At 73.3% G+C, this 18,616-nt stretch carries 20 protein-coding genes; 4 read left to right on the top strand and 16 right to left on the bottom strand.

Annotated features, from left to right (window positions below):
* The 15 genes from FJQ57_RS18450 to FJQ57_RS18380 form a co-directional block, all read right to left on the bottom strand.
* On the bottom strand, nucleotides 1-507 hold the full coding sequence (locus FJQ57_RS18450; RefSeq protein WP_139983169.1) for a metallophosphoesterase family protein: 507 nt from the start codon (nucleotides 505-507) through the stop codon (nucleotides 1-3).
* Nucleotides 504-1,040: a GNAT family N-acetyltransferase gene (locus tag FJQ57_RS18445; RefSeq protein ID WP_139983167.1), complete on the bottom strand. Its 537-nt coding sequence runs from the start codon at nucleotides 1,038-1,040 to the stop codon at nucleotides 504-506. The genes FJQ57_RS18450 and FJQ57_RS18445 overlap by 4 nt, the downstream gene beginning before the upstream one ends.
* Nucleotides 1,037-1,645: an acVLRF1 family peptidyl-tRNA hydrolase gene (locus tag FJQ57_RS18440; RefSeq protein WP_139983165.1), complete on the bottom strand. Its 609-nt coding sequence runs from the start codon at nucleotides 1,643-1,645 to the stop codon at nucleotides 1,037-1,039. The genes FJQ57_RS18445 and FJQ57_RS18440 overlap by 4 nt, the downstream gene beginning before the upstream one ends.
* Nucleotides 1,642-2,679, bottom strand: coding sequence for a GNAT family N-acetyltransferase (locus tag FJQ57_RS18435; RefSeq protein WP_139983163.1), 1,038 nt, complete (start codon nucleotides 2,677-2,679; stop codon nucleotides 1,642-1,644). Before FJQ57_RS18435 ends, FJQ57_RS18440 begins: the two co-directional genes overlap by 4 nt.
* A gap of 28 nt (nucleotides 2,680-2,707) precedes the next feature.
* Nucleotides 2,708-4,468 carry a sulfatase-like hydrolase/transferase gene (locus FJQ57_RS18430; RefSeq protein ID WP_139983161.1) on the bottom strand — a complete coding sequence of 587 codons (1,761 nt, stop codon included), beginning with the start codon at nucleotides 4,466-4,468 and terminating at the stop codon, nucleotides 2,708-2,710.
* 186 nt (nucleotides 4,469-4,654) lie between these two features.
* Nucleotides 4,655-5,041 (bottom strand): metal-sulfur cluster assembly factor, encoded by a 387-nt coding sequence (locus FJQ57_RS18425; RefSeq protein WP_139983159.1) that lies wholly within the window; start codon nucleotides 5,039-5,041, stop codon nucleotides 4,655-4,657.
* The gene (gene sufU / locus FJQ57_RS18420; protein ID WP_139983157.1) at nucleotides 5,038-5,484 is read right to left on the bottom strand and encodes a Fe-S cluster assembly sulfur transfer protein SufU; all 447 of its coding nucleotides are present in this window, start codon (nucleotides 5,482-5,484) and stop codon (nucleotides 5,038-5,040) included. Before sufU ends, FJQ57_RS18425 begins: the two co-directional genes overlap by 4 nt.
* Nucleotides 5,485-5,488: 4 nt before the next feature.
* On the bottom strand, nucleotides 5,489-6,778 hold the full coding sequence (locus FJQ57_RS18415; protein ID WP_139983155.1) for a cysteine desulfurase: 1,290 nt from the start codon (nucleotides 6,776-6,778) through the stop codon (nucleotides 5,489-5,491).
* Between the two features lies 1 nt (nucleotide 6,779).
* Nucleotides 6,780-7,544, bottom strand: a complete 765-nt coding sequence (gene sufC / locus FJQ57_RS18410) for a Fe-S cluster assembly ATPase SufC (RefSeq protein ID WP_139983153.1) — start codon at nucleotides 7,542-7,544, stop codon at nucleotides 6,780-6,782.
* Nucleotides 7,541-7,876 (bottom strand): non-heme iron oxygenase ferredoxin subunit, encoded by a 336-nt coding sequence (locus tag FJQ57_RS18405; RefSeq protein ID WP_139983152.1) that lies wholly within the window; start codon nucleotides 7,874-7,876, stop codon nucleotides 7,541-7,543. The genes sufC and FJQ57_RS18405 overlap by 4 nt, the downstream gene beginning before the upstream one ends.
* 1 nt (nucleotide 7,877) lies before the next feature.
* Nucleotides 7,878-9,101, bottom strand: a complete 1,224-nt coding sequence (gene sufD / locus FJQ57_RS18400; protein WP_139983149.1) for a Fe-S cluster assembly protein SufD — start codon at nucleotides 9,099-9,101, stop codon at nucleotides 7,878-7,880.
* Nucleotides 9,102-9,201: 100 nt separating this feature from the next.
* Nucleotides 9,202-10,620: a Fe-S cluster assembly protein SufB gene (sufB, locus tag FJQ57_RS18395; RefSeq protein ID WP_139983147.1), complete on the bottom strand. Its 1,419-nt coding sequence runs from the start codon at nucleotides 10,618-10,620 to the stop codon at nucleotides 9,202-9,204.
* The gene (locus FJQ57_RS18390) at nucleotides 10,617-11,291 is read right to left on the bottom strand and encodes a helix-turn-helix transcriptional regulator (RefSeq protein WP_246081896.1); all 675 of its coding nucleotides are present in this window, start codon (nucleotides 11,289-11,291) and stop codon (nucleotides 10,617-10,619) included. Before FJQ57_RS18390 ends, sufB begins: the two co-directional genes overlap by 4 nt.
* 78 nt (nucleotides 11,292-11,369) lie before the next feature.
* A complete protein-coding gene (locus FJQ57_RS18385; protein WP_246081895.1) occupies nucleotides 11,370-11,804 on the bottom strand; it encodes a hypothetical protein in 435 nt (144 codons plus the stop codon).
* Complete coding sequence (locus tag FJQ57_RS18380; protein WP_211349124.1) at nucleotides 11,801-12,163, bottom strand: hypothetical protein; 363 nt, start codon at nucleotides 12,161-12,163, stop codon at nucleotides 11,801-11,803. The genes FJQ57_RS18385 and FJQ57_RS18380 overlap by 4 nt, the downstream gene beginning before the upstream one ends.
* An 85-nt stretch (nucleotides 12,164-12,248) precedes the next feature.
* Here FJQ57_RS18380 and FJQ57_RS18375 point away from each other — a divergent pair, with 85 nt between their 5' ends.
* From FJQ57_RS18375 to FJQ57_RS18360, 4 genes are all read left to right on the top strand, one after another.
* Nucleotides 12,249-13,208, top strand: coding sequence for an ABC transporter ATP-binding protein (locus FJQ57_RS18375; protein WP_246081894.1), 960 nt, complete (start codon nucleotides 12,249-12,251; stop codon nucleotides 13,206-13,208).
* A complete protein-coding gene (locus FJQ57_RS18370) occupies nucleotides 13,205-13,957 on the top strand; it encodes an ABC transporter permease (RefSeq protein WP_139983141.1) in 753 nt (250 codons plus the stop codon). Before FJQ57_RS18375 ends, FJQ57_RS18370 begins: the two co-directional genes overlap by 4 nt.
* Nucleotides 13,958-14,623: 666 nt before the next feature.
* Nucleotides 14,624-15,544, top strand: a complete 921-nt coding sequence (locus FJQ57_RS18365) for a COX15/CtaA family protein (RefSeq protein ID WP_246081893.1) — start codon at nucleotides 14,624-14,626, stop codon at nucleotides 15,542-15,544.
* A gap of 36 nt (nucleotides 15,545-15,580) precedes the next feature.
* Nucleotides 15,581-17,194, top strand: a complete 1,614-nt coding sequence (locus FJQ57_RS18360) for a cation:proton antiporter domain-containing protein (protein WP_139983139.1) — start codon at nucleotides 15,581-15,583, stop codon at nucleotides 17,192-17,194.
* A gap of 354 nt (nucleotides 17,195-17,548) precedes the next feature.
* Here the strand turns inward: FJQ57_RS18360 and FJQ57_RS18355 are convergent, their stop codons facing one another.
* Nucleotides 17,549-18,496, bottom strand: a complete 948-nt coding sequence (locus FJQ57_RS18355) for a heme o synthase (RefSeq protein WP_139983137.1) — start codon at nucleotides 18,494-18,496, stop codon at nucleotides 17,549-17,551.
* Between the last annotated feature and the right edge of the window lie 120 nt (nucleotides 18,497-18,616).

Genomic DNA, 18,616 nt, shown 5'->3' with positions numbered 1-18,616 from the left:
TCAACGACGGGGCGGGAGCCGGTGCAGCTCGACGTCGCTGATCGTGCCGTCGGCGGCGGTGAGGGTCAGGTAGGTGCAGTGGGGCTGCTGCCGGCGGTCGGTCGGCGAGCCGGGGTTGAGCAGCCGCAGCCCCCGCGGGGTCGTGGTGTCCCAGGGGATGTGGCTGTGCCCGAAGACCAGCACGTCGACGTCGGGGTACGCCGCCTCGCAGCGCGCCTCGCGCCCGTGCTTGCCGCCGGTCTCGTGCACCACGGCGAAGCGCACCCCGCCGACGGTCGCCCGGGCCACCTCGGGAAGCCGGGCCCGGAGGCCGGGGCCGTCGTTGTTGCCCCAGCAGGCCAGCAGCCGGCGTGACCGGGCGTCCAACCGGTCGAGGGTCTCCTCGTCGACCCAGTCGCCGGCGTGCACCACCACGTCGGCGGCATCGACGGCCTCCCAGACCGGGGCCGGGAGGTCCCGGGCGCGCTTCGGCAGGTGCGTGTCGGCGAGGACCAGCAGCCGGGTCACGCGCCCTCCACCGGTGGGTACGTCGCGTCGTCGAGCGGGCGGTCGGCCCACGCGTGGCGGACCACGCCGTCGACCGAGCCCCGGCGCAGGCCCTGGTCGGCCAGGCCACCACGCCGCGCCACCCGCCACGAGGCGGGGTTGCCGAGGTCGATGAACGCGATGCAGGGGGCGTCGGCGTCGTGGGCGGCCGCCGCGTCGAGCGCGGCCGCCAGCACCTCGCCCGCCAACCCGCGTCCCTGGTGGGCCGGCGCCACCCGGTAGTTGAGGTTCCAGTGGCCGGGGGCGTGCCGCTGGGCGCCACCCGAGCCCACGACCTCCCCGGTCGCCCGCAGCCGGGCCGTCCAGTAGCTCAGGCCGTCGGTGTCCCAGCGGGCCGCCGCGCGACGGACGTAGTCGGCCGTCTGCTCCCGGGCGCGGTGCACGGCCGGCGGGTCGTAGGCCCACATCGCCGCCTGGGAGAAGATCGCGAACAGCTCGTCGACGTCGTCGGCCGCCATCGGCCGGAGGTCGAGCCGGGTCGGGAGGGCGGTCACGCGTTGACCACCTCGACGACCAGGGCCTGGGCGTCGGCGACCGCGCCCTCGAGCACCGAGCGGCGCGGGTCGGGCACCGCGAGCCACGGCTCGACCCGGACCACGCCGCGCAGCCGCGGGTCCTCGAGCACCTCCTCGACCGCACCGTGGTCGCCGCCGGTCACCAGCGGGCCCCGCAGCCCGCCGAGGATGCGGGCGGCGTGGTCGGCGGCCGCCTCGTAGGCCTGGCGGGCCTGGTTGTCACGACGCCGGGCGAAGCGCTGCTGCGACTGCCCGCCCGCCTTGGTGCGGCCCTGCACGTGCCGCTGCCCGGTCTTCGACTCCCCGAGCGCGGTGCCGGCGAGCCGGGCCATCGCGAACCCGCCCTTGCGCACCAGCAGCACGCCCCAGTCGTCGGGCACCCCCGCGGCCGCCACGAACGCGGTCGGCTCCGCCGGCCCGTCGTACGACGCCCCGAGCGGCAGCCGGGCCACCACCGTCGACCCGTCGTCGGCGACGCCGTGCAGCGCGCCGTCGCGCACGTCGTACGACGCGGGGCCGTGGCTGCGCTCGAAGTTCTCCACCCAGCGCGCCCAGCGGGCGGTGGGGACGAGGACCTGGGTCACGTCGATGCGGCCGAGCGGCCGCGGGCGCCGGGGAGGTCGAGGGTCCAGTAGCCGAGGCGGTCGCGCTCCTCGTGCTCGACGCCGCGGTGGTCGGTCCAGGTCCAGTCGACGACGGGCGCGAGACCCGGTCGCAGCGACCAGCCGAGCCGTCGCACCAAGGTCACCACCTGGTCGTCGGGCTCGACGGCCAGCCCCAGGGTCGTGGCCCCCGCCTGCTGGGCCCGCCCGGCGGCCGCGCCGAGCAGCGCCGTCCCGACGCCGCGGCGGCGGGCCCGCTCGGCCACCGCCAGGGAGTCGACCTCCGGGTGCTCCCCCAGCTCACGGCGCACGGCGGGGTGGGCACTGCGGTCGCGGAGCACGACGTGGCCCACGACGTCGGGGCCGTCCCAGGCCAGCAGGTAGGTCGCCCCGCCGTCGCGCTGCTCCTCCCACCGCCGACGGTGCGCGCCGCTCGGCGAGGGCACCGCCCGGTCGGCGGCCGCGGCCTCGGCGTCGTCGGCGCACGGCCGCACCTCGACCGTCAGGTGGTCGCGCTCGAGGGAGCGGTGGAACCAGACGGTCTGCCAGTGCCACTCGGTGCTCGACTCGCGCCAGCTCTCGGACCAGCCGAGCGCGCGGTAGAACCCCAGCGCCTCCGGCTGGTGGTCACCCACGTCGAGCACGAGGTCGGTCAACCCCTGCCGCCGCGCGGCCGACTCGAGGGCGGCCATCAGCGCCCGGCCCGCGCCGACCCGGCGCACGGCCGGGTGGACCCGGATCCGCACGAGCCGTCCCAGCCGGGGTCGGTCACGCACGGCCCGCAGCCCGCCGAACCCGACCACGTGGCCCTCGCGGGTCGCCACCAGCGCGGTGCCACCCGCGGCCAGCACCGCCCGGGCCGGGTCGACCAGCTCGGGCGGCCCGCTCGGCGGCGTACGACGGGCCGGCAGGGGCAGGGGCACCGACGGGTCGGCGGTCTCACCCGCGTCGGGCAGCCGGGCCATCGCCCACAGCACCGGCAGGTCGTCCGGCTCGTACGGGCGCACCTCGATCACCCGCCCACCCTGCCAGATCCCGGCCGGCTCAGCCTCGCGCGAGGACCAGCGGCACCTCCTGGCCCGGCTGCACGGTCACGGTCTCGGGGCGGGGGTGCCGGGTCACGTGGTCGTCGGCGTAGGTCAGGCCGCGCACCGTCAGCGTCAGTGGTGCGCGACCGTCGCGCAGGGTGGCCAGGGGTGCGTCGGTGCGGTCGAGCCAGCGCACCAGCTCGCGCCCGAGGTCGGCGACGACCGCCGGCCGCTGGTCGGCGAGGTCGACCTGCTCGCCGGGGTCGGCCTCGAGGTCGTGGAGGCGCCAGATCTGGTCCTCGTAGGTGTAGGCGAGCTTCCACCGGCCCGAGCGCACCGTCGACTCCGGTCGCTGGTCGCGGCCGCTGTCCACGAGGTAGCCGGGCACGTGCTGGAACACCGGCCGGTCGACCCTCTGGCCCCGCGCGATCGCCCGGCCGAGGTCGACGCCGTCGAACGGGACGCCACGGGGCAGCCGGGCCTCGGCCCACCCGGCCAGCGTCGGGTAGAGGTCGGTGCTGCCGATCGGCGAGCGCTGGGTGCTGCCGCCGCGCACGAGCCGCTCGGCGTCGCTCCACACGATCCACGGCACGCGGACGCCGCCCTCGGTGAGCTCGCCCTTCTGGCCCCGCAGCGGTCCGTTGTCGGCACCGAGGTCGGTCCGACCGCCGTTGTCGGAGGTCACGACGACGACCGTGTTGTCCGCGAGCGGGTGGCCGGGGTTGCGGGGGTCCGGCGTGGTCTCGAGGTGGTCGACGATCCGGGCGACCGACTGGTCGAAGCCCTCGGCCAGGGCGGCGTACCCCGGCCGCACCGACCCGGCGGGCAGCCCGGCGGCCTTGGCGCGGTACTTGGCCAGCAGGTCCGCGCGCGCCTGCCGGTCGCCGACCGGGCTGTGCACGGCGTAGGTGCTGACGAAGGCGAAGAACGGCGCCTGCGCGGCCGCGCTGTCGTCGACGAAGTCGACCGTGGCGTCGGCCAGCGCGTCGGAGACGTGCTTGTCGGTGCCGACGAGGGCGTCGAGCGCCGCGTCGTCGACGCCCGTCGCCCAGGGCTTGAGCTCGGTGTCGACGTACTCCTGGGTGTAGTCGGCGGCGTACGGGTCGAGCGACGGCGCGACGGAGTCGTTGAAGGTCCCGTCGCTGGCGAAGTACTGGCTGGCGTGGCCGGCGGAGCTGCCGCCGTAGTTCACGTCGAAGCCGTGCTCGGTGACGATCTCCTCGGGCGACCGGCCGACGTGGAACTTGCCGACGTAGCCGGTGCGGTAGCCGGCGTCCTGCAGCGTCTCGGCGACGGTCACGGTCTCGGGGAGGAGGACCTCCCGCCCGTCCTCGCGGCCCTGGGCCGGGCCCACCAGCAGCGTGTCGTCGCCGGCGCGGTTGAGGTCGGTGACGGCGAAGACGTTGTTGTCGGGCCGGGCGGCCCAGCGGCCGGTCTGCAGCGCCATCCGGGTCGGCGCGCAGTTGAAGGAGGCGTAGGCGTTCTCGAAGGTCGTGCCCTCCTCGGCGAGCCGGTCGACGCCCGGGGTCTCGACGAAACCGTTGCCGTGGTCGCCGTTGGTGCGGCCGGTGCTGAGGTCGGACCAGCCGAGGTCGTCGGCGAGCACGAAGACGACGTTCGGCCGGGGTGCGTGCGGCGCCCGCGGGCCGGCCTGTGTCGTGGCCTGCGCGGTGGACGCGCGCTCGAGCGGCTGCGTCGCTCCGGCCGTGGTGGCGGTGAGAGTGGTGGCCGCGAGGGCGAGGACCGCGGTGGCGGCGAGGGAGGGGGTCCGAGACATGCGGCGGACCGTAACACGAGTGAGTCAGTCGAGTTAGGGTGCGGGCCGCTGGTCGTCGAGACCAGGCCCGGCCAGCAGCGCGGCTCGGGAGGTCTCGAGCCGCCGTCGCGGCTTCGCCGGCTCAGCCGCGGGGCTCCCTCGACCTCGTCGGGTCGTGAGGCTGCTCGTGCCCCGCAGCCTCACGCCTCAGACGTTGAAGCCAAGGGCGCGGAGCTGCTCGCGGCCGTCCTCGGTGATCTTGTCCGGGCCCCACGGCGGCATCCAGACCCAGTTGATGGCGACGTCGTTGACGAGGCCCTCGAGCGCGGCGTTGGTCTGGTCCTGGATGACGTCGGTCAGCGGGCAGGCCGCCGAGGTGAGCGTCATGTCGAGGACGCAGTTGGAGCCGGCGTCGAGGTGCACGTCGTAGACGAGGCCGAGGTCGACGACGTTGATGCCGAGCTCGGGGTCGACGACGTCCTTCATCGCCTCGGTGACGTCGTCGACGGACACGGTGGCGGTGCCGCCACCGGCTCCGCCGGTGGCCTCGGGGACCTCGGGCAGGTCAGCGTGGTCGGGTGCGGTGTCGGTCATGACTGGGCCTCCAGTGACTGGGTCGTGGCGTCCTTCCAGGCCATCCACGACAGAAGAGCGCACTTCACGCGCGCGGGGAACTTGGCGACACCGGCGAACGCGATGCCGTCCTCGAGCACGTCCTCGTCGGGCTCGACCTGGCCCTTGCCCTGCATGAGGGCGAGGAAGGTCTCGTGCACGGCCATGGCCTCCTCGACCGGCTTGCCGATGACCAGGTCGGTGAGGACCGAGGCCGAGGCCTGCGAGATCGAGCAGCCCACGGCGTCGTAGGACACGTCGGCCACGGTGCCGTCGGCGACGTGGACGCGCAGGGTCACCTCGTCGCCGCAGGTCGGGTTGACGTGGTGCACCTCCGCCTCGAACGGGTCGCGCAGACCCGCGTGGTGGGGGTTCTTGTAGTGGTCCAGGATGATCTCCTGGTAGAGCGCGTCGAGGTCGTTCATCGCCTCAGTCCAGCTTGAAGTAGGAACGGGTGTAGTGCAGCCCCTCGACCAGCGCGTCGATCTCGGCCGGCGTCGTGTACAGGTATGACGACATCCGGGTCGAGCTCTGCACGCCGAAGCGGGCGTGGGCCGGCTTGGCGCAGTGGTGGCCGGCGCGCACCGCGATGCCGCGCGCGTCGAGCACCTGGGCCACGTCGTGCGGGTGCACGCCGTCGATCTCGAAGGAGATCGCCCCGCCGCGACCCTCGGCGTCGAGCGGGCCGAGGACCGTCAGGCCGGGCACGGTGGCCAGGCCGTCGAGGGCGTAGGCGGTGAGGGCGTGCTCGTGGCGGCGTACGTCGTCGAGGCCGAGGTCGCGCAGGTAGTCGACCGCCGCGCCCAGCCCGACCGCCTCGGCGATCGGCGGGGTGCCGGCCTCGAACTTGTGCGGGATCGGCGCGTACGTCGAGCGCTCCATGCGCACGGTCTCGATCATCTCCCCGCCGCCGAGGAACGGCGGCAGCTCCTCCAGCAGCGCCCGCGAGCCCCACAGCACGCCGATGCCGGTGGGCCCGACGACCTTGTGGCCGGTGAAGACGACCGCGTCGGGCCGCTCCTCCGGCGCCATGGCCTGCAGGTCGATCGGCAGCTGCGGCGCGGCCTGGGAGGCGTCGACGACGACGATCGCGCCGACCTCGTGGGCCCGCCGGGTCAGCTCGGCGACCGGGTTGATCGTGCCGAGCATGTTGGAGACCCAGGTGAAGGAGACGACCTTGGTCCGCTCGGTGATGAGCTCGTCGATGTCGGACAGGTCGAGCCGGCCGTCGTCGGTCAGGCCGAACCACCGCAGCGTGGCGCCGGTCCGCTCGGTGAGCATCTGCCACGGCACGATGTTGGAGTGGTGCTCCATCTCGGTGATGACGACCTCGTCGCCCTCCCCGACCTGCCGCGGACCGCGGAAGGCGAGCGTGCTCGCGACCAGGTTGAGCGCCTCGGAGGCGTTCTTGGTGAAGATGACCTCGTCGCGGCTGGGGGCACCGAGGAACGCGGCGACCTTGTCGCGCCCGCCCTCGAACGCCTCGGTGGCCTCGGCCCCGAGGGTGTGCATCGCCCGGGCGATGTTGGCGTTGTGCCGCTCGAGGTGGTCGACCATGGCGTCGATGACGCACTGCGGCTTCTGCGAGGTGTTGGCGCTGTCGAGGTAGACCAGCGGCAGGCCGCCCGCCACCGACCGCTCGAGGATCGGGAAGTCCTTGCGGACCACCTCGAGCTGGGGCAGCAGGCCCTCGAGGGTCAGCTGGGACGGCGCGGTCATCTCAGGCCGTCGCCTTCTCGCCCAGGAACCGCTCGTAGCCGTTGGCCTCCAGCTCCTCGGCCAGCTCGGGGCCGCCGGACTCGGCGACCTTGCCGGCCACGAAGACGTGGACCCGGTCGGGCTGGATGTAGCGCAGGATGCGGGTGTAGTGCGTGATGAGCAGGACGCCCTTGCCCTCGCGGCCGCGGAAGCGGTTGACGCCCTCGGAGACGACCTTGAGCGCATCGATGTCGAGGCCGGAGTCGGTCTCGTCGAGGATCGCGACCTTGGGGTCGAGCAGCTCGAGCTGGGCGATCTCGTGGCGCTTCTTCTCGCCACCCGAGAAGCCCTCGTTGACCGAGCGCTGCGAGAACGTCGGGTCGAGGTCGAGGTCGCCCAGGGCCTTGTTGACGTCCTTGACCCAGGTGCGCAGCTTGGGGGCCTCGCCGTCGATGGCCGTCTTGGCCGTGCGCAGGAAGTTGGCCACCGAGACGCCGGGCACCTCGACGGGGTACTGCATGGCCAGGAACAGCCCGGCCCGCGCCCGCTCGTCGACCGACATGGCCAGCACGTCCTCGCCGTCGAGGGTCACCGTGCCGCCGGTGATCTCGTACTTCGGGTGGCCGGCGATCGAGTAGGCCAGGGTCGACTTGCCCGAGCCGTTGGGGCCCATGATCGCGTGAGTCTCGCCGTCGGCGATCGTCAGGGTGACGCCCTTGAGGATCTCCTTGGGGCCGTCCTCGGTCGCGACCTGGACCTGCAGGTCCTTGATCTCCAGGGTGCTCATGCTGGGGTGACTCCGTTCAGGGTGGTGGTGGTGTCGACGTAGAGGCCGTCCTCACGGACCTCCACCGGGAAGGTCGCCACCGGCTCGGTGGCGGGCAGGCCGGTCGGCTTGCCGGTGCGCAGGTCGAAGCGGGAGCCGTGCAGCCAGCACTCGATGGAGCAGTCGGCCACCTCGCCCTCGCTCAGGGAGACCTGCGCGTGGCTGCACAGGTCCTGGACGGCGAAGAACTCCTCGCCGTCACGGGCGACCGCGACGTCGTACGCCCCGACGGTGACCGCGAGGCCCTCGTCGGTGGGGACGTCATCGGGCGCGCACGCACGCTCGAAGGCCATCTCAGGCGGTCCCGCCCGGCGTGCCGCCCGTGCCGACGGGCTCGAGCCCGGCGCGGACGTTCTTGGCCAGCTCGGCCTCGACGGTGCGGGTCAGCCGCTCCTCCAGCGAGGGGACGCCGACCTTGCGGATCAGGTCCTGGAAGAAGCCGTGCAGCACCAGGCGGCGGGCCTCCTCGTCGCTGACGCCGCGCGAGCGCAGGTAGAACAGCTGCTCGTCGTCGAAGCGGGCGGTGGCCGAGGCGTGCCCGGCCCCCTCGATCTCGCCGGTCTCGATCTCCAGGTTGGGCACCGAGTCGGCCTGGCAGCCGTCGGTGAGCACGAGGTTGCGGTTCTCCTCGTAGGTCTCGATGCCCTCGGCGACCTTGCGGATCAGCACGTTGCCGATCCACACGGTGTGGGCGCCCTGCCCCTGCAGGGCGCCCTTGTAGACGACGTTGCTCTTGGTGCGGGGCTGGTTGTGGTCGGCGAAGAGCCGGTGCTCCAGGTGCTGCCCGGCGTCGGCGAAGTAGAGGCCGAGCAGCTCGGCCTCGCCGCCGGGGGCGGCGTACTCGACGTTGGCGTGCATCCGCACGACGTCGCCGCCGAAGCTGATCGAGGTGTGCTTGACCCGGGCGTCGCGGCCGACCCGGATGGCGTCGCGGCCGAGGTGGACGGCGTCGTCGTCCCAGTCCTGCAGCGAGACCACGTCGACCTGGGCGCCGTCGCCGACGAGCACCGAGGTGGTCGCGGCGTACCGGGCCGAGCCGGTGTGCTCGAGGACGACGGTGACCTTCGCGAACGCACCGACCCGCAGCACGAGGTGGCCGTAGACGAGGTCGTCGACCGACTCGCCCGACAGTCGGAGCACGACGGGCTCGTCGAGCTCACGCTCGGCCGGCACGTCGAGCAGCACCGTGCGGACCGCACGGTCGACCGCGAGCGCCGAGGGCCGGTCGTTGGGGGCCAGCTCCCCGAGCTCGCGGGCCTCGTCCTTGCTGATCTCCTGCAGCTGCAGGCCCTCGGGCAGGCTCGCGTCCCAGGTCAGCTGGGTCTCGGACGCCTCACCGTCGAGCAGGCCGCGCAGGCGCTTGAGCGGGGTGAACCGCCAGATCTCCTCGCGGCCGGTCGGGGCCGGGTGGTCGCCCAGGTCGTAGGACGGCGGCGGGTTGAGGTGCGAGAAGCTCGGCGTCGAGGACTGCTCGAGCGCGGACTCCACGCTCTCGCGGGCAGCATCGGTCACGGTCACGTTCGTGTCTTCCTAGCGTCGGTTCGTACGTCGTGCGGTCTCGAGGTAGGCGCCGGGGCGCCTCCCTCGACCACCGTGGGGTCGGCTCGGCAGCGCCGGCTCAGCCGACCGCACCCTCCATCTGGAGCTCGATCAGCCGGTTGAGCTCGAGGGCGTACTCCATGGGGAGCTCCTTGGCGATCGGCTCGACGAAGCCGCGCACGATCATCGCCATGGCCTCGTCCTCCTCCATGCCGCGGGACATGAGGTAGAAGAGCTGGTCGTCGGAGACCTTGGAGACCGAGGCCTCGTGACCCATCGAGACGTCGTCCTCGCGGATGTCGACGTAGGGGTAGGTGTCGGACCGGCTGATCTGGTCGACCAGCAGCGCGTCGCACAGCACGTTGGACTTGGAGCCGTGGGCGCCCTCGTTGACCTGGATCAGGCCGCGGTAGGACGTCCGGCCACCGCCCCGGGCCACCGACTTGGACAGGATCGAGGAGGAGGTGTGCGGCGCGGCGTGCACCATCTTGGCGCCGGCGTCCTGGTGCTGGCCCTCGCCGGCGAAGGCGATGGACAGCGTCTCGCCCTTGGCGTGCTCGCCCATGAGGTAGACGGCCGGGTACTTCATCGTCACCTTGGAGCCGATGTTGCCGTCGACCCACTCCATCGTCGCACCGGCCTCGCAGGTGGCCCGCTTGGTGACGAGGTTGTAGACGTTGTTGGACCAGTTCTGGATGGTCGTGTAGCGGCAGCGGCCGCCCTTCTTGACGATGATCTCCACGACCGCGGAGTGCAGCGAGTCGGAGGAGTAGATCGGCGCCGTGCAGCCCTCGACGTAGTGCACGTAGGCGTCCTCGTCGACGATGATCAGCGTCCGCTCGAACTGGCCCATGTTCTCGGTGTTGATGCGGAAGTAGGCCTGCAGCGGGATGTCGACGTGCACGCCCTTCGGCACGTAGATGAACGAGCCGCCCGACCACACCGCGGTGTTGAGCGCGGCGAACTTGTTGTCGCCCACCGGGATCACCGTGCCGAAGTACTCCTGGAACAGTTCGGGCTGCTCCTTCAGCGCGGTGTCGGTGTCGAGGAACAGCACGCCCTGGGCCTCGAGGTCCTCGCGGATCGAGTGGTAGACGACCTCGGACTCGTACTGGGCGGCGACGCCCGAGACGAGGCGCTGCTTCTCCGCCTCCGGGATGCCGAGCTTGTCGTAGGTGTTCTTGATGTCCTCGGGCAGGTCGTCCCAGGTGGCCGCCTGCTTCTCCGAGGAGCGCACGAAGTACTTGATGTTGTCGAAGTCGATGCCGCCGAGGTCGGAGCCCCAGGTCGGCATGGGCTTGCGGCCGAACAGCTTGAGGCCCTTGAGGCGCAGGTCGAGCATCCACTGCGGCTCGGACTTCTTCGAGGAGATGTCGCGCACGACGTCCTCGTTGAGACCCCGCTTGGCGGTGGCGCCGGCGACGTCGTTGTCGGCCCAGCCGAAGTCGTACCGGCCGATGCCCTTGAGCTCGGGGTTGAGGTCCTCGATCGAGGTCATGAGGTGACCGTCTCCTTCGTGGTTGTCGTGCCGGTCGTAGCGGTCGTGCCGGGTACGTCGGGGATGCAGGTGGTGCAGACGCCGTCGCCGTGGGCGATGGTCGCCAGGCGCTGCACGTGGCGGCCGAGCACGCGGCTGATGGCCGCGGTCTCCTCCTCGCACAGCTGGGGGAACTCGTGGGCCACGTGGGAGACCGGGCAGTGCTGCTGGCACAGCTGCTCCCCCACGGGCAGGTCGCGCACGCTGGCGGCGTAGCCCTCGCCGGAGAACACCCGCGCCAGCACCTCGGCGGGCCGGAGGTCGGGGTGGGCCTCGGCGACCGCGCCGAACTTCTCCTCGATGAACGCCGCGCGCCGCCGTGCGAATTCCCGCACCGCGCCGTCGCCGGCGGTCTCGGCGACGAACCGGAGCGCGTCGGCCGCGAGGTCGTCGTACTGCTGGTCGAAGCCGTCGCGTCCGGCCTCGGTGAGCGCGAACTCCTTGGCCGGGCGACCGCGGCCGCGGCTGCCCGAGCGGCGCGGGTCACGCGCCACGACCTGCCCGTCGGCCTGCAGCTGGTCGAGGTGGCGGCGTACGGCGGCCGGCGTGAGGTCGAGCCGCTCGGCGAGGGCCGCGGCGGTGGAGGGGCCGTTGACGAGGATCGAGCGGGCGACGCGCTGGCGCGTCGTCACGTCCGATCCGTGCGTCCCGGTGAATTCCACAACACCAGTGTGCCGATATTGGATCGGGCCGTTCAAGCAAGGCCACCCTTAGTGACCCGGGCTACCCCCGTGGGCGCCGGGCCGGGTCGCCCGCAGCCAGGCGAGGCCGAGGACGGGCAGCACCAGGGGCAGGTAGCCGTAGCCCTGCCCGAAGTGGGACCAGACGGTGCGGTCGGGGAACCACTGCGTCTCGACGTAGGACAGCGTGCCGATCGAGAGCACGCCGACCAGCTCGACCGAGCAGGCGGCCAGGGCGATCGTCCAGGCCCGGCGGCTGCCCGCGAGCAGGCACGTCGTGGCGACGAGGTAGAGCACGGCGGCGACCACGGAGAGGGAGTAGGCGAACGGCGCCCGTCCGGGGTCGGCGCCGAGCTGGACCAGTGACCGGCCGGTGGCCGCGACCGCGAACAGCCCGTAGCCGAAGACCAGCACCCGGCCCGGCCCGGACGACAGCCCGGTGCGCACCTCCGGCGCCCCGCTCACGCGCCGCCACCCCAGATCGTCTCCAGCCGCAGCTGCAGCGCCACCACCGTCAGCACGGCGACACCGAGCACGGCGGTGCCCCACCGGGTGCGCTCGGCCAGCGACCAGAAGACGCCGACCGGGAGCGCGAAGCAGTTGCCGACGAGGTAGCTGACGAACAGCACGCCCTCGACGTCGCGGTCGGTGCGCGCCAGCAGCACGCACCCCACGACCAGCTGCACCAGCACGACCAGCTCGTAGCCCGCGAGCAGCGCGAAGGTGCGGTCCTGCGGCTCCTGGTCGCGGACGAGCGCGACGGCCACCACGACGAGGGCGACGAGGCCGACCCCGACCACGGTCCAGGTCAGCCAGTCGGTCACGACGGCCATCGTAGGAGCCGCCGTCCCCCTCGTCCGGGTGGGGCCGACGGCCGGATCGTCCGCTCTGCATCCCTACACTCGGGACGTGACCGAGCAGCCCGCCGTCGTCGTCGACGGCCTGGTGATGCGGTACGCCGACAAGCTGGCCGTCGACGGGTTGAGCCTCACGGTGGCCGCCCACTCCATCACCGCGGTGCTCGGCCCCAACGGCGCCGGCAAGACCACGACCCTCGAGACCTGCGAGGGCTACCGCAAGCCCCAGCAGGGCTCGGTGCGGGTCCTCGGCCTCGACCCCGTGCGCCAGCGCTCCCAGCTCCTCCCCCGCATCGGCGTCATGCTGCAGAGCGGCGGCGCCTGGAGCGGCGTGCGCGCCGTCGAGATGCTGCGCCACGTGGCCCGCCTCCACGCCCACCCGGTCGACGTCGACGTCCTCGTCGAGCGCCTCGGCCTGGGCGACTGCGGCCGCACGACCTACCGCCGGCTCTCCGGCGGCCAGCAGCAGCGGCTGGGGCTCGCCATGGCGGTGGTCGGTCGGCCCGAGCTGGTCTTCGTCGACGAGCCCACCGCCGGCCTCGACCCCGCCGTACGGCGCGAGGTGTGGGCGCTGCTCGAGGAGCTGCGCACCGACGGGGTCACCGTCGTGCTGACCACGCACTACATGGACGAGGCCGAGCGCCTCGCCGACACCGTCCACATCATCGACCGGGGCCGCCTCGTCGGGTCCGGCAGCCCGCTCGAGCTCACCCGCGGCGGGTCCGTGGCGACCATCCGCCTCGTCGTGACCGAGCCCTTCCCGCCCGGCGCCCCCGACCACCTCGCCGCCAGCCTCGGGCCCGGCACCGAGGTCACCCAGCTCGATGCGGTCAGCCTGCTGGTCACCGGCCCCGCCGACGCCTCCACGCTCGGCAAGGTCTCGCGGTGGTGCGAGGAGCAGGGCGTGCTGCCCGAGTCGCTGACCCTGGGCCAGCGCAACCTCGAGGACGTGTTCCTCGAGCTGACCGACCACGCCGACCACGCCGACCACGCCGACCTGGAGTCATCGTGAGCACCTTCGCGCCCGCCCCGGGTGCTGCGCCCGTCGTCCGCCAGGTCCTGGCGCAGGCGTCGATGGAGACGCGGCTGATGCTGCGCAACGGCGAGCAGCTGCTGCTGGCCGTGGTCATCCCGGTCATCGTGCTCGTCGGCGGTGTCCAGGGGGCCGAGCGCGTCGACCTGTCCTACGGCGTCGACACGTTCGCGCCGGGCGTCCTCGCGCTGGCGATCATGTCGACCTCGTTCACCGCCCTGGCCATCGCGACGGGCTTCGAGCGGAGGTACGGCGTCCTCAAGCGCCTCGGCGCCTCCCCGCTGTCGCGCACCGGGCTGCTGGGCGGCAAGGTCCTGGCCCTGCTGGCCGTCGAGCTGGTGCAGGTCGTGGTCATCTCGGCCGTCGCCCTCGGGCTCGGCTGGGACCCCTCGGTCGACGTCCTCGGCGCCCTGGCCACCGTGGTGCTCGGCACCGCGGCCTTCGCCTCCCTCGGGCTGCTGGTCGCGGGCTCGCTGCGCGCCGAGGCCACGTTGGCGGCGGCCAACCTGGTCTACCTGCTGCTGATGGCCGGCGGCGCCGTGGTGCTGCCCGCCACGGCGTACGGCTCCTTCGGCGACGTCGTCTCCTGGCTGCCCTCGGGCGCCCTCGGCGAGGCGATGCGGGCCGCGCTCGGCGACGCCGCGTTCCCCGTCCGCGACCTGGTCGTGCTGGCGGCGTGGACGGTCGTCGGCGCGAGCGCCACGGCCCGCACCTTCCGCTGGGAGTGAGCGCGACGGCTACCGGCGGCGGGGGAAGACGAACTCCGACCACCACGACGCATCCCCGTCGCTGTAGGAATCACCCGCCCACTGCCCCGTGACGCGGATGTGCGTCCCCGGACGGGAGTGCACCGTGGTGTCGGCCCGACCCTGGCGGTCGGTGCGGACGCACGGCCGACCCTGGCGGCGGACCCACCGGCCACGCACGAGCTCCTGCACCTGGATCCGGATGCAGGCGCCCCCCTTCGGTGGTGCGAGCAGCAGCGAGACCCCGGCGCTGGCGTGGCCCCAGCGTGACGGGCCCGCCGAGCTGGCTCAGCGGCTTGCCGAGCCAGGTCAGGCTGCGCAGGCGGGTGAACCGGGTCTCCACGGTGTAGGTGCGGCGGTCGGTGGAGGAGTGGGCGACAGCGACGAACCGGGTCCGGCCCGACACGATCGTCTCCGGGGTGATGGTGCCGTCGAGGAACGGTGGCCGCGAGGTGACCAGGCGGCGCCCGCTCGGGTCGATGGCGTGGAGGTCGATGCGGCCGACCCGGTTGACGGGCACCTCGACCTCGACCGCGGCCGCACGCCGGTCACCGTAGACCGGCCCCTGCTGGGCCTTGCGTGTGGGCGGACTCACCCCCGCGGACCGCTGGTGCCCGCCGACGACCGACCGCCTGGGACACTGGAGGGGTGATCGACCTGTCCCGCTGGATGCGCCCGCTGGCCTGGGCGAGCCTCGTCGCCAACATCGGCATCGTGGTGACCGGCGGCGCCGTCCGCCTCACCGGCTCGGGTCTCGGCTGCCCGACCTGGCCCCGGTGCACCGACGAGTCGTTCCGCCCGCACGGCGAGCTGGGGCTGCACGGGGCGATCGAGTTCGGCAACCGGATGCTCACCTTCGTGCTCGTCGCCGTCGCGGTCGCGACCTTCATCGCCGCCTGGCAGACGGGGCGGCGCCGGTTGCGGGTCCTGGCGTTCTGGCTCGCCTTCGGCGTGCCGGCCCAGGCGATCATCGGCGGCATCACGGTGCTGACCGACCTGAACTCCTGGCTGGTGGCCCTGCACCTGATGCTCTCGATGGTCATGGTCGCCACCGCCGTCCTGCTGCTGCGCCGGCTCGACGACCCGGGCGACGACGGGCCCGGCGTCGCGCGCTGGACCACCGGCCGGGTGCCGACCCTGGCCTGGCTGGTCTTCGCCGCCGGGTGGGTCGTGCTCTACCTCGGCACCGTCGTGACCGGCGCCGGCCCGCACGCGGGCGACGCGCAGACCGAGCGCAACGGCCTCGACCCCGTCCAGGTCAGCCAGCTGCACGCCGACGCGGTGTTCCTCTTCGTCGGCCTCACCATCGGGCTGCTGCTCGCCACCCGCACGCACTCGCGCGCCGTCGCGGTCCTGCTCGGCGTGCAGCTCGGGCAGGGCGCCATCGGCTTCGTCCAGTACTTCACGGACCTGCCCGAGATCCTGGTCGGCTTCCACCTGCTCGGCGCCGCCCTGACCGCGGCGGCCATGACGTGGGCCGTCCTCGACGTGGTCCTGCCCGCTCCCAGCCGGCCGGGCGAGGCGCCGCCGTGGGCCGAGGCGCGTCGCGACGAGGTGCTGGTGGACTAGCCTCCGGGGTTCGCCCGGCCCCCACCGGAAGGACCCATGGACGACACCACCGCCATCCTGATCGCCGCCCTCGTGGGCGGCCTGGTCGCCGCCGCCGTCCGGCTGCCCCCGCTGCTGGGCTTCCTGGCCGGCGGCTTCGTCCTCGCCGCCCTCGGGGTCGAGGCGGTGCCGGCGCTCGGGACGGCCGCCGACCTGGGCGTGACGGTGCTGCTCTTCGGGGTGGGGCTCAAGATCGACCTGCGCTCCCTGGTCAACCGGGAGGTCTGGGTCACCGCCGGGGCCCACCTGGCCGGCAGCACGCTGCTCACCGCCGCCGTGCTGGGCCTGCTCGGGCTCGCCGGGGTGGCGCTGGCGGCCGACGGCGGCCTGGAGACCTGGCTGCTCATCGGCTTCGCGCTCTCCTTCTCCAGCACCGTGTACGTCGTCAAGGTGCTCGAGGACCGCGGCGCCACGCGCTCGCTCAGCGGCCGCGTCGCCATCGGCATCCTCGTGCTGCAGGACCTCGCGGCCGTCGTCTTCCTGGCCGTCGTCGAGGGCAAGGTCCCCAGCCCCTGGGCCGTGCTGCTGCTGCTCCTGCTGCCGGCCGTGCCCCTGCTCCGACGGCTCCTGGACACCCTCGGCCACGACGAGCTGCTGCCCCTGTTCGGCGTCGTGCTCGCGCTCGTGCCGGGCTACGCGCTGTTCGACGCCGTGCACGTCAAGGGCGACCTCGGCGCCCTGCTCCTCGGCGTCGCGCTGGCCGGCCAGCCGCGGGCCGCGGAGCTGGCCAAGAGCCTCTTCACCGTCAAGGACCTGCTGCTCGTCGGGTTCTTCATCTCCATCGGCCTGGCCGGCCTGCCGACGCCGGGAGAGCTGCTCGTCGCCGCGATCCTGGTGGCGCTGCTGCCGCTGCAGGCCCTCGGCTTCTTCGTGCTGTTCCGCCTGACCCGGCTGCGGCGGCGTACGGCGGTCCTCACGGGCACCGCGCTGACCAACTACTCCGAGTTCGGCCTCATCGTGGTCGTGGCGGCCCCAGCCGGCCTGCTCGACCCCGGCTGGACCACCGTCATCGGCACCGCCGTGGCAGGCAGCTTCGTGCTCGCCTCCCTGGCCGGGCAGCAGCCCGAGCGCCTCACTCGCGCCCTCGAGCGCCTGCTGCCCGACCCGTCGCTCGACCGGCTGCACCCCGAGGACCGGCCGCTCGACCTCGGTGACGCGCAGGCCGTCGTCCTCGGCATGGGCCGGGTCGGCCACGCGGCGTACCTGCGGCTCTCCGGCGAGTACGGTCTGCGCACCCTCGGCCTCGAGACCTCCCGCGACCGGGTCGAGGAGCTGCAGGCCACCGGCGTCGACGTCGTCGAGCACGACGCCACCGACCCCGAGCTGTGGTCGGAGCTCGAGCTCCACCACGTCGGCCTGGTGCTGCTGTGCATGCCGCTGCACCACAACAACCTCGCCACCCTCGAGCGCCTGCGTGGCCGCGCCTTCGACGGCAGCATCGCGGTGGCCACCCAGTTCGACGACGACCTCGCCGAGGCCCTCTCCTCCGGCGCCAGCAGCGGCCTGCAGATCTACGAGGGCGCCGGTGCCGAGCTCGCCGACCGTGCCGTGGTCCAGGCCGGGCTCGTCGACTCCCAGGCCCTGCCCGACCCCGACGAGCACGGGGAGTGAGTCGCTGTACTCCGTGGTTGGTGTGGGCGGCCGCGCGCGTAGTCGATCGGGTCTCCGCGTCGAGGACGCTCGCTGCGCTCGCGCCGCTGCGCGGCGACCTTCGGTCGTCCTTGACCCGGAGCCTCGCCCGATCGACTGACGGCGCGCTCAACGGCACGGGCTCCGCCCGCGCCGGGCACGGGGCACGAGGCGTCGCCGACAGCGCGCAGTCCGGCGGGCCGCACGAGGCTCCGGGTCAAGGACCGCGAGGCGGCCGCGCAGCGGCGCCGCAGGCGTCCTTGACGCCGAGACGCGGCCTGCCACGCGCGCGGCCACCCGACCCACCCCCCAGCCCGCTGTCCGACCGGGGCGGACTCAGAACAGCAGCGGGTCCAGCGCCACGGCCACGAACAGCAGCGACAGGTAGAGGTTGCTGTGGTGGAACAGCCGCATCGGCTGGATGATGCTGAGGTCCTCGGTGCCGCGGGCGCGGCGCCACATCTGGTGGGCCTGGACGAGGAACACCGCGCCGAGCACCGAGGCGACGACCGGGTAGACGTAGCCGGTGCCGGCGACGGGCCAGAGCAGCAGCGAGGTGGCGACCATCACCCAGCTGTAGGCGACGATCTGCCTGCCGACCTCCCGGGCGGGCCGCACGACCGGCAGCATCGGGACGTCGACGTTGGCGTAGTCCTCGCGGTAGCGCAGGGCCAGGGCCCAGGTGTGGGGCGGGGTCCAGAAGAAGACGACCATGAAGAGCACGACCGGCACCCACGACAGCTCGCCGGTGACCGCGGTCCAGCCGATCAGGGCCGGGAAGCAGCCGGCGAGGCCGCCCCAGACGATGTTCTGCGTGGTGCGGCGCTTGAGCACCATGGTGTAGCCGAGGACGTAGAACGCGTTGGCGCCGAGCGACAGGGCGGCGGACAGCGGGTTGACCCACGTCCAGAGCACCACGGTGGAGACCGCGGCGAGCACTGTGGCGAAGACCAGGGCCGCACCGGGGGTGACGACGTGGCGCGGGAGCGCGCGACGCCGGGTGCGACGCATCTGCTCGTCGATGTCGCGGTCGTAGACGCAGTTGTACGCCGAGGCCGACCCGGCCGACAGGGCGCCACCGACGACCGTGGCCAGGACCAGGCCGAGGGCGGGCACGCCGCGCTCGGCGAAGAACATGACGGGCACGGTGGTCAGCAGCAGCAGCTCGATGACGCGGGGCTTGGTCAGCCCGACGTAGGCCGCCACCACGTCCTTGAGGGTCGCCTGGCCGGGCTGCGGACCGGGGGTCTGCACGGCCGGTCGAGACTCGCCGACGTAGGTCACGAAGGTCCTCTGGGGCTAGGCGGGCGGGGTGGGTGTCACGCCCACCGAGGTGGTGCGAGTCTACTCCGCGGCGTGAGTAGGCTCGGCACCACCCGAAGGACGTCCCGTCCGCACGCTGAG

The organism is Nocardioides litoris (assembly GCF_006346315.1).
GTDB lineage: Bacteria > Actinomycetota > Actinomycetes > Propionibacteriales > Nocardioidaceae > Nocardioides > Nocardioides litoris.
This window is presented reverse-complemented; position numbering and strand designations above follow the sequence as displayed.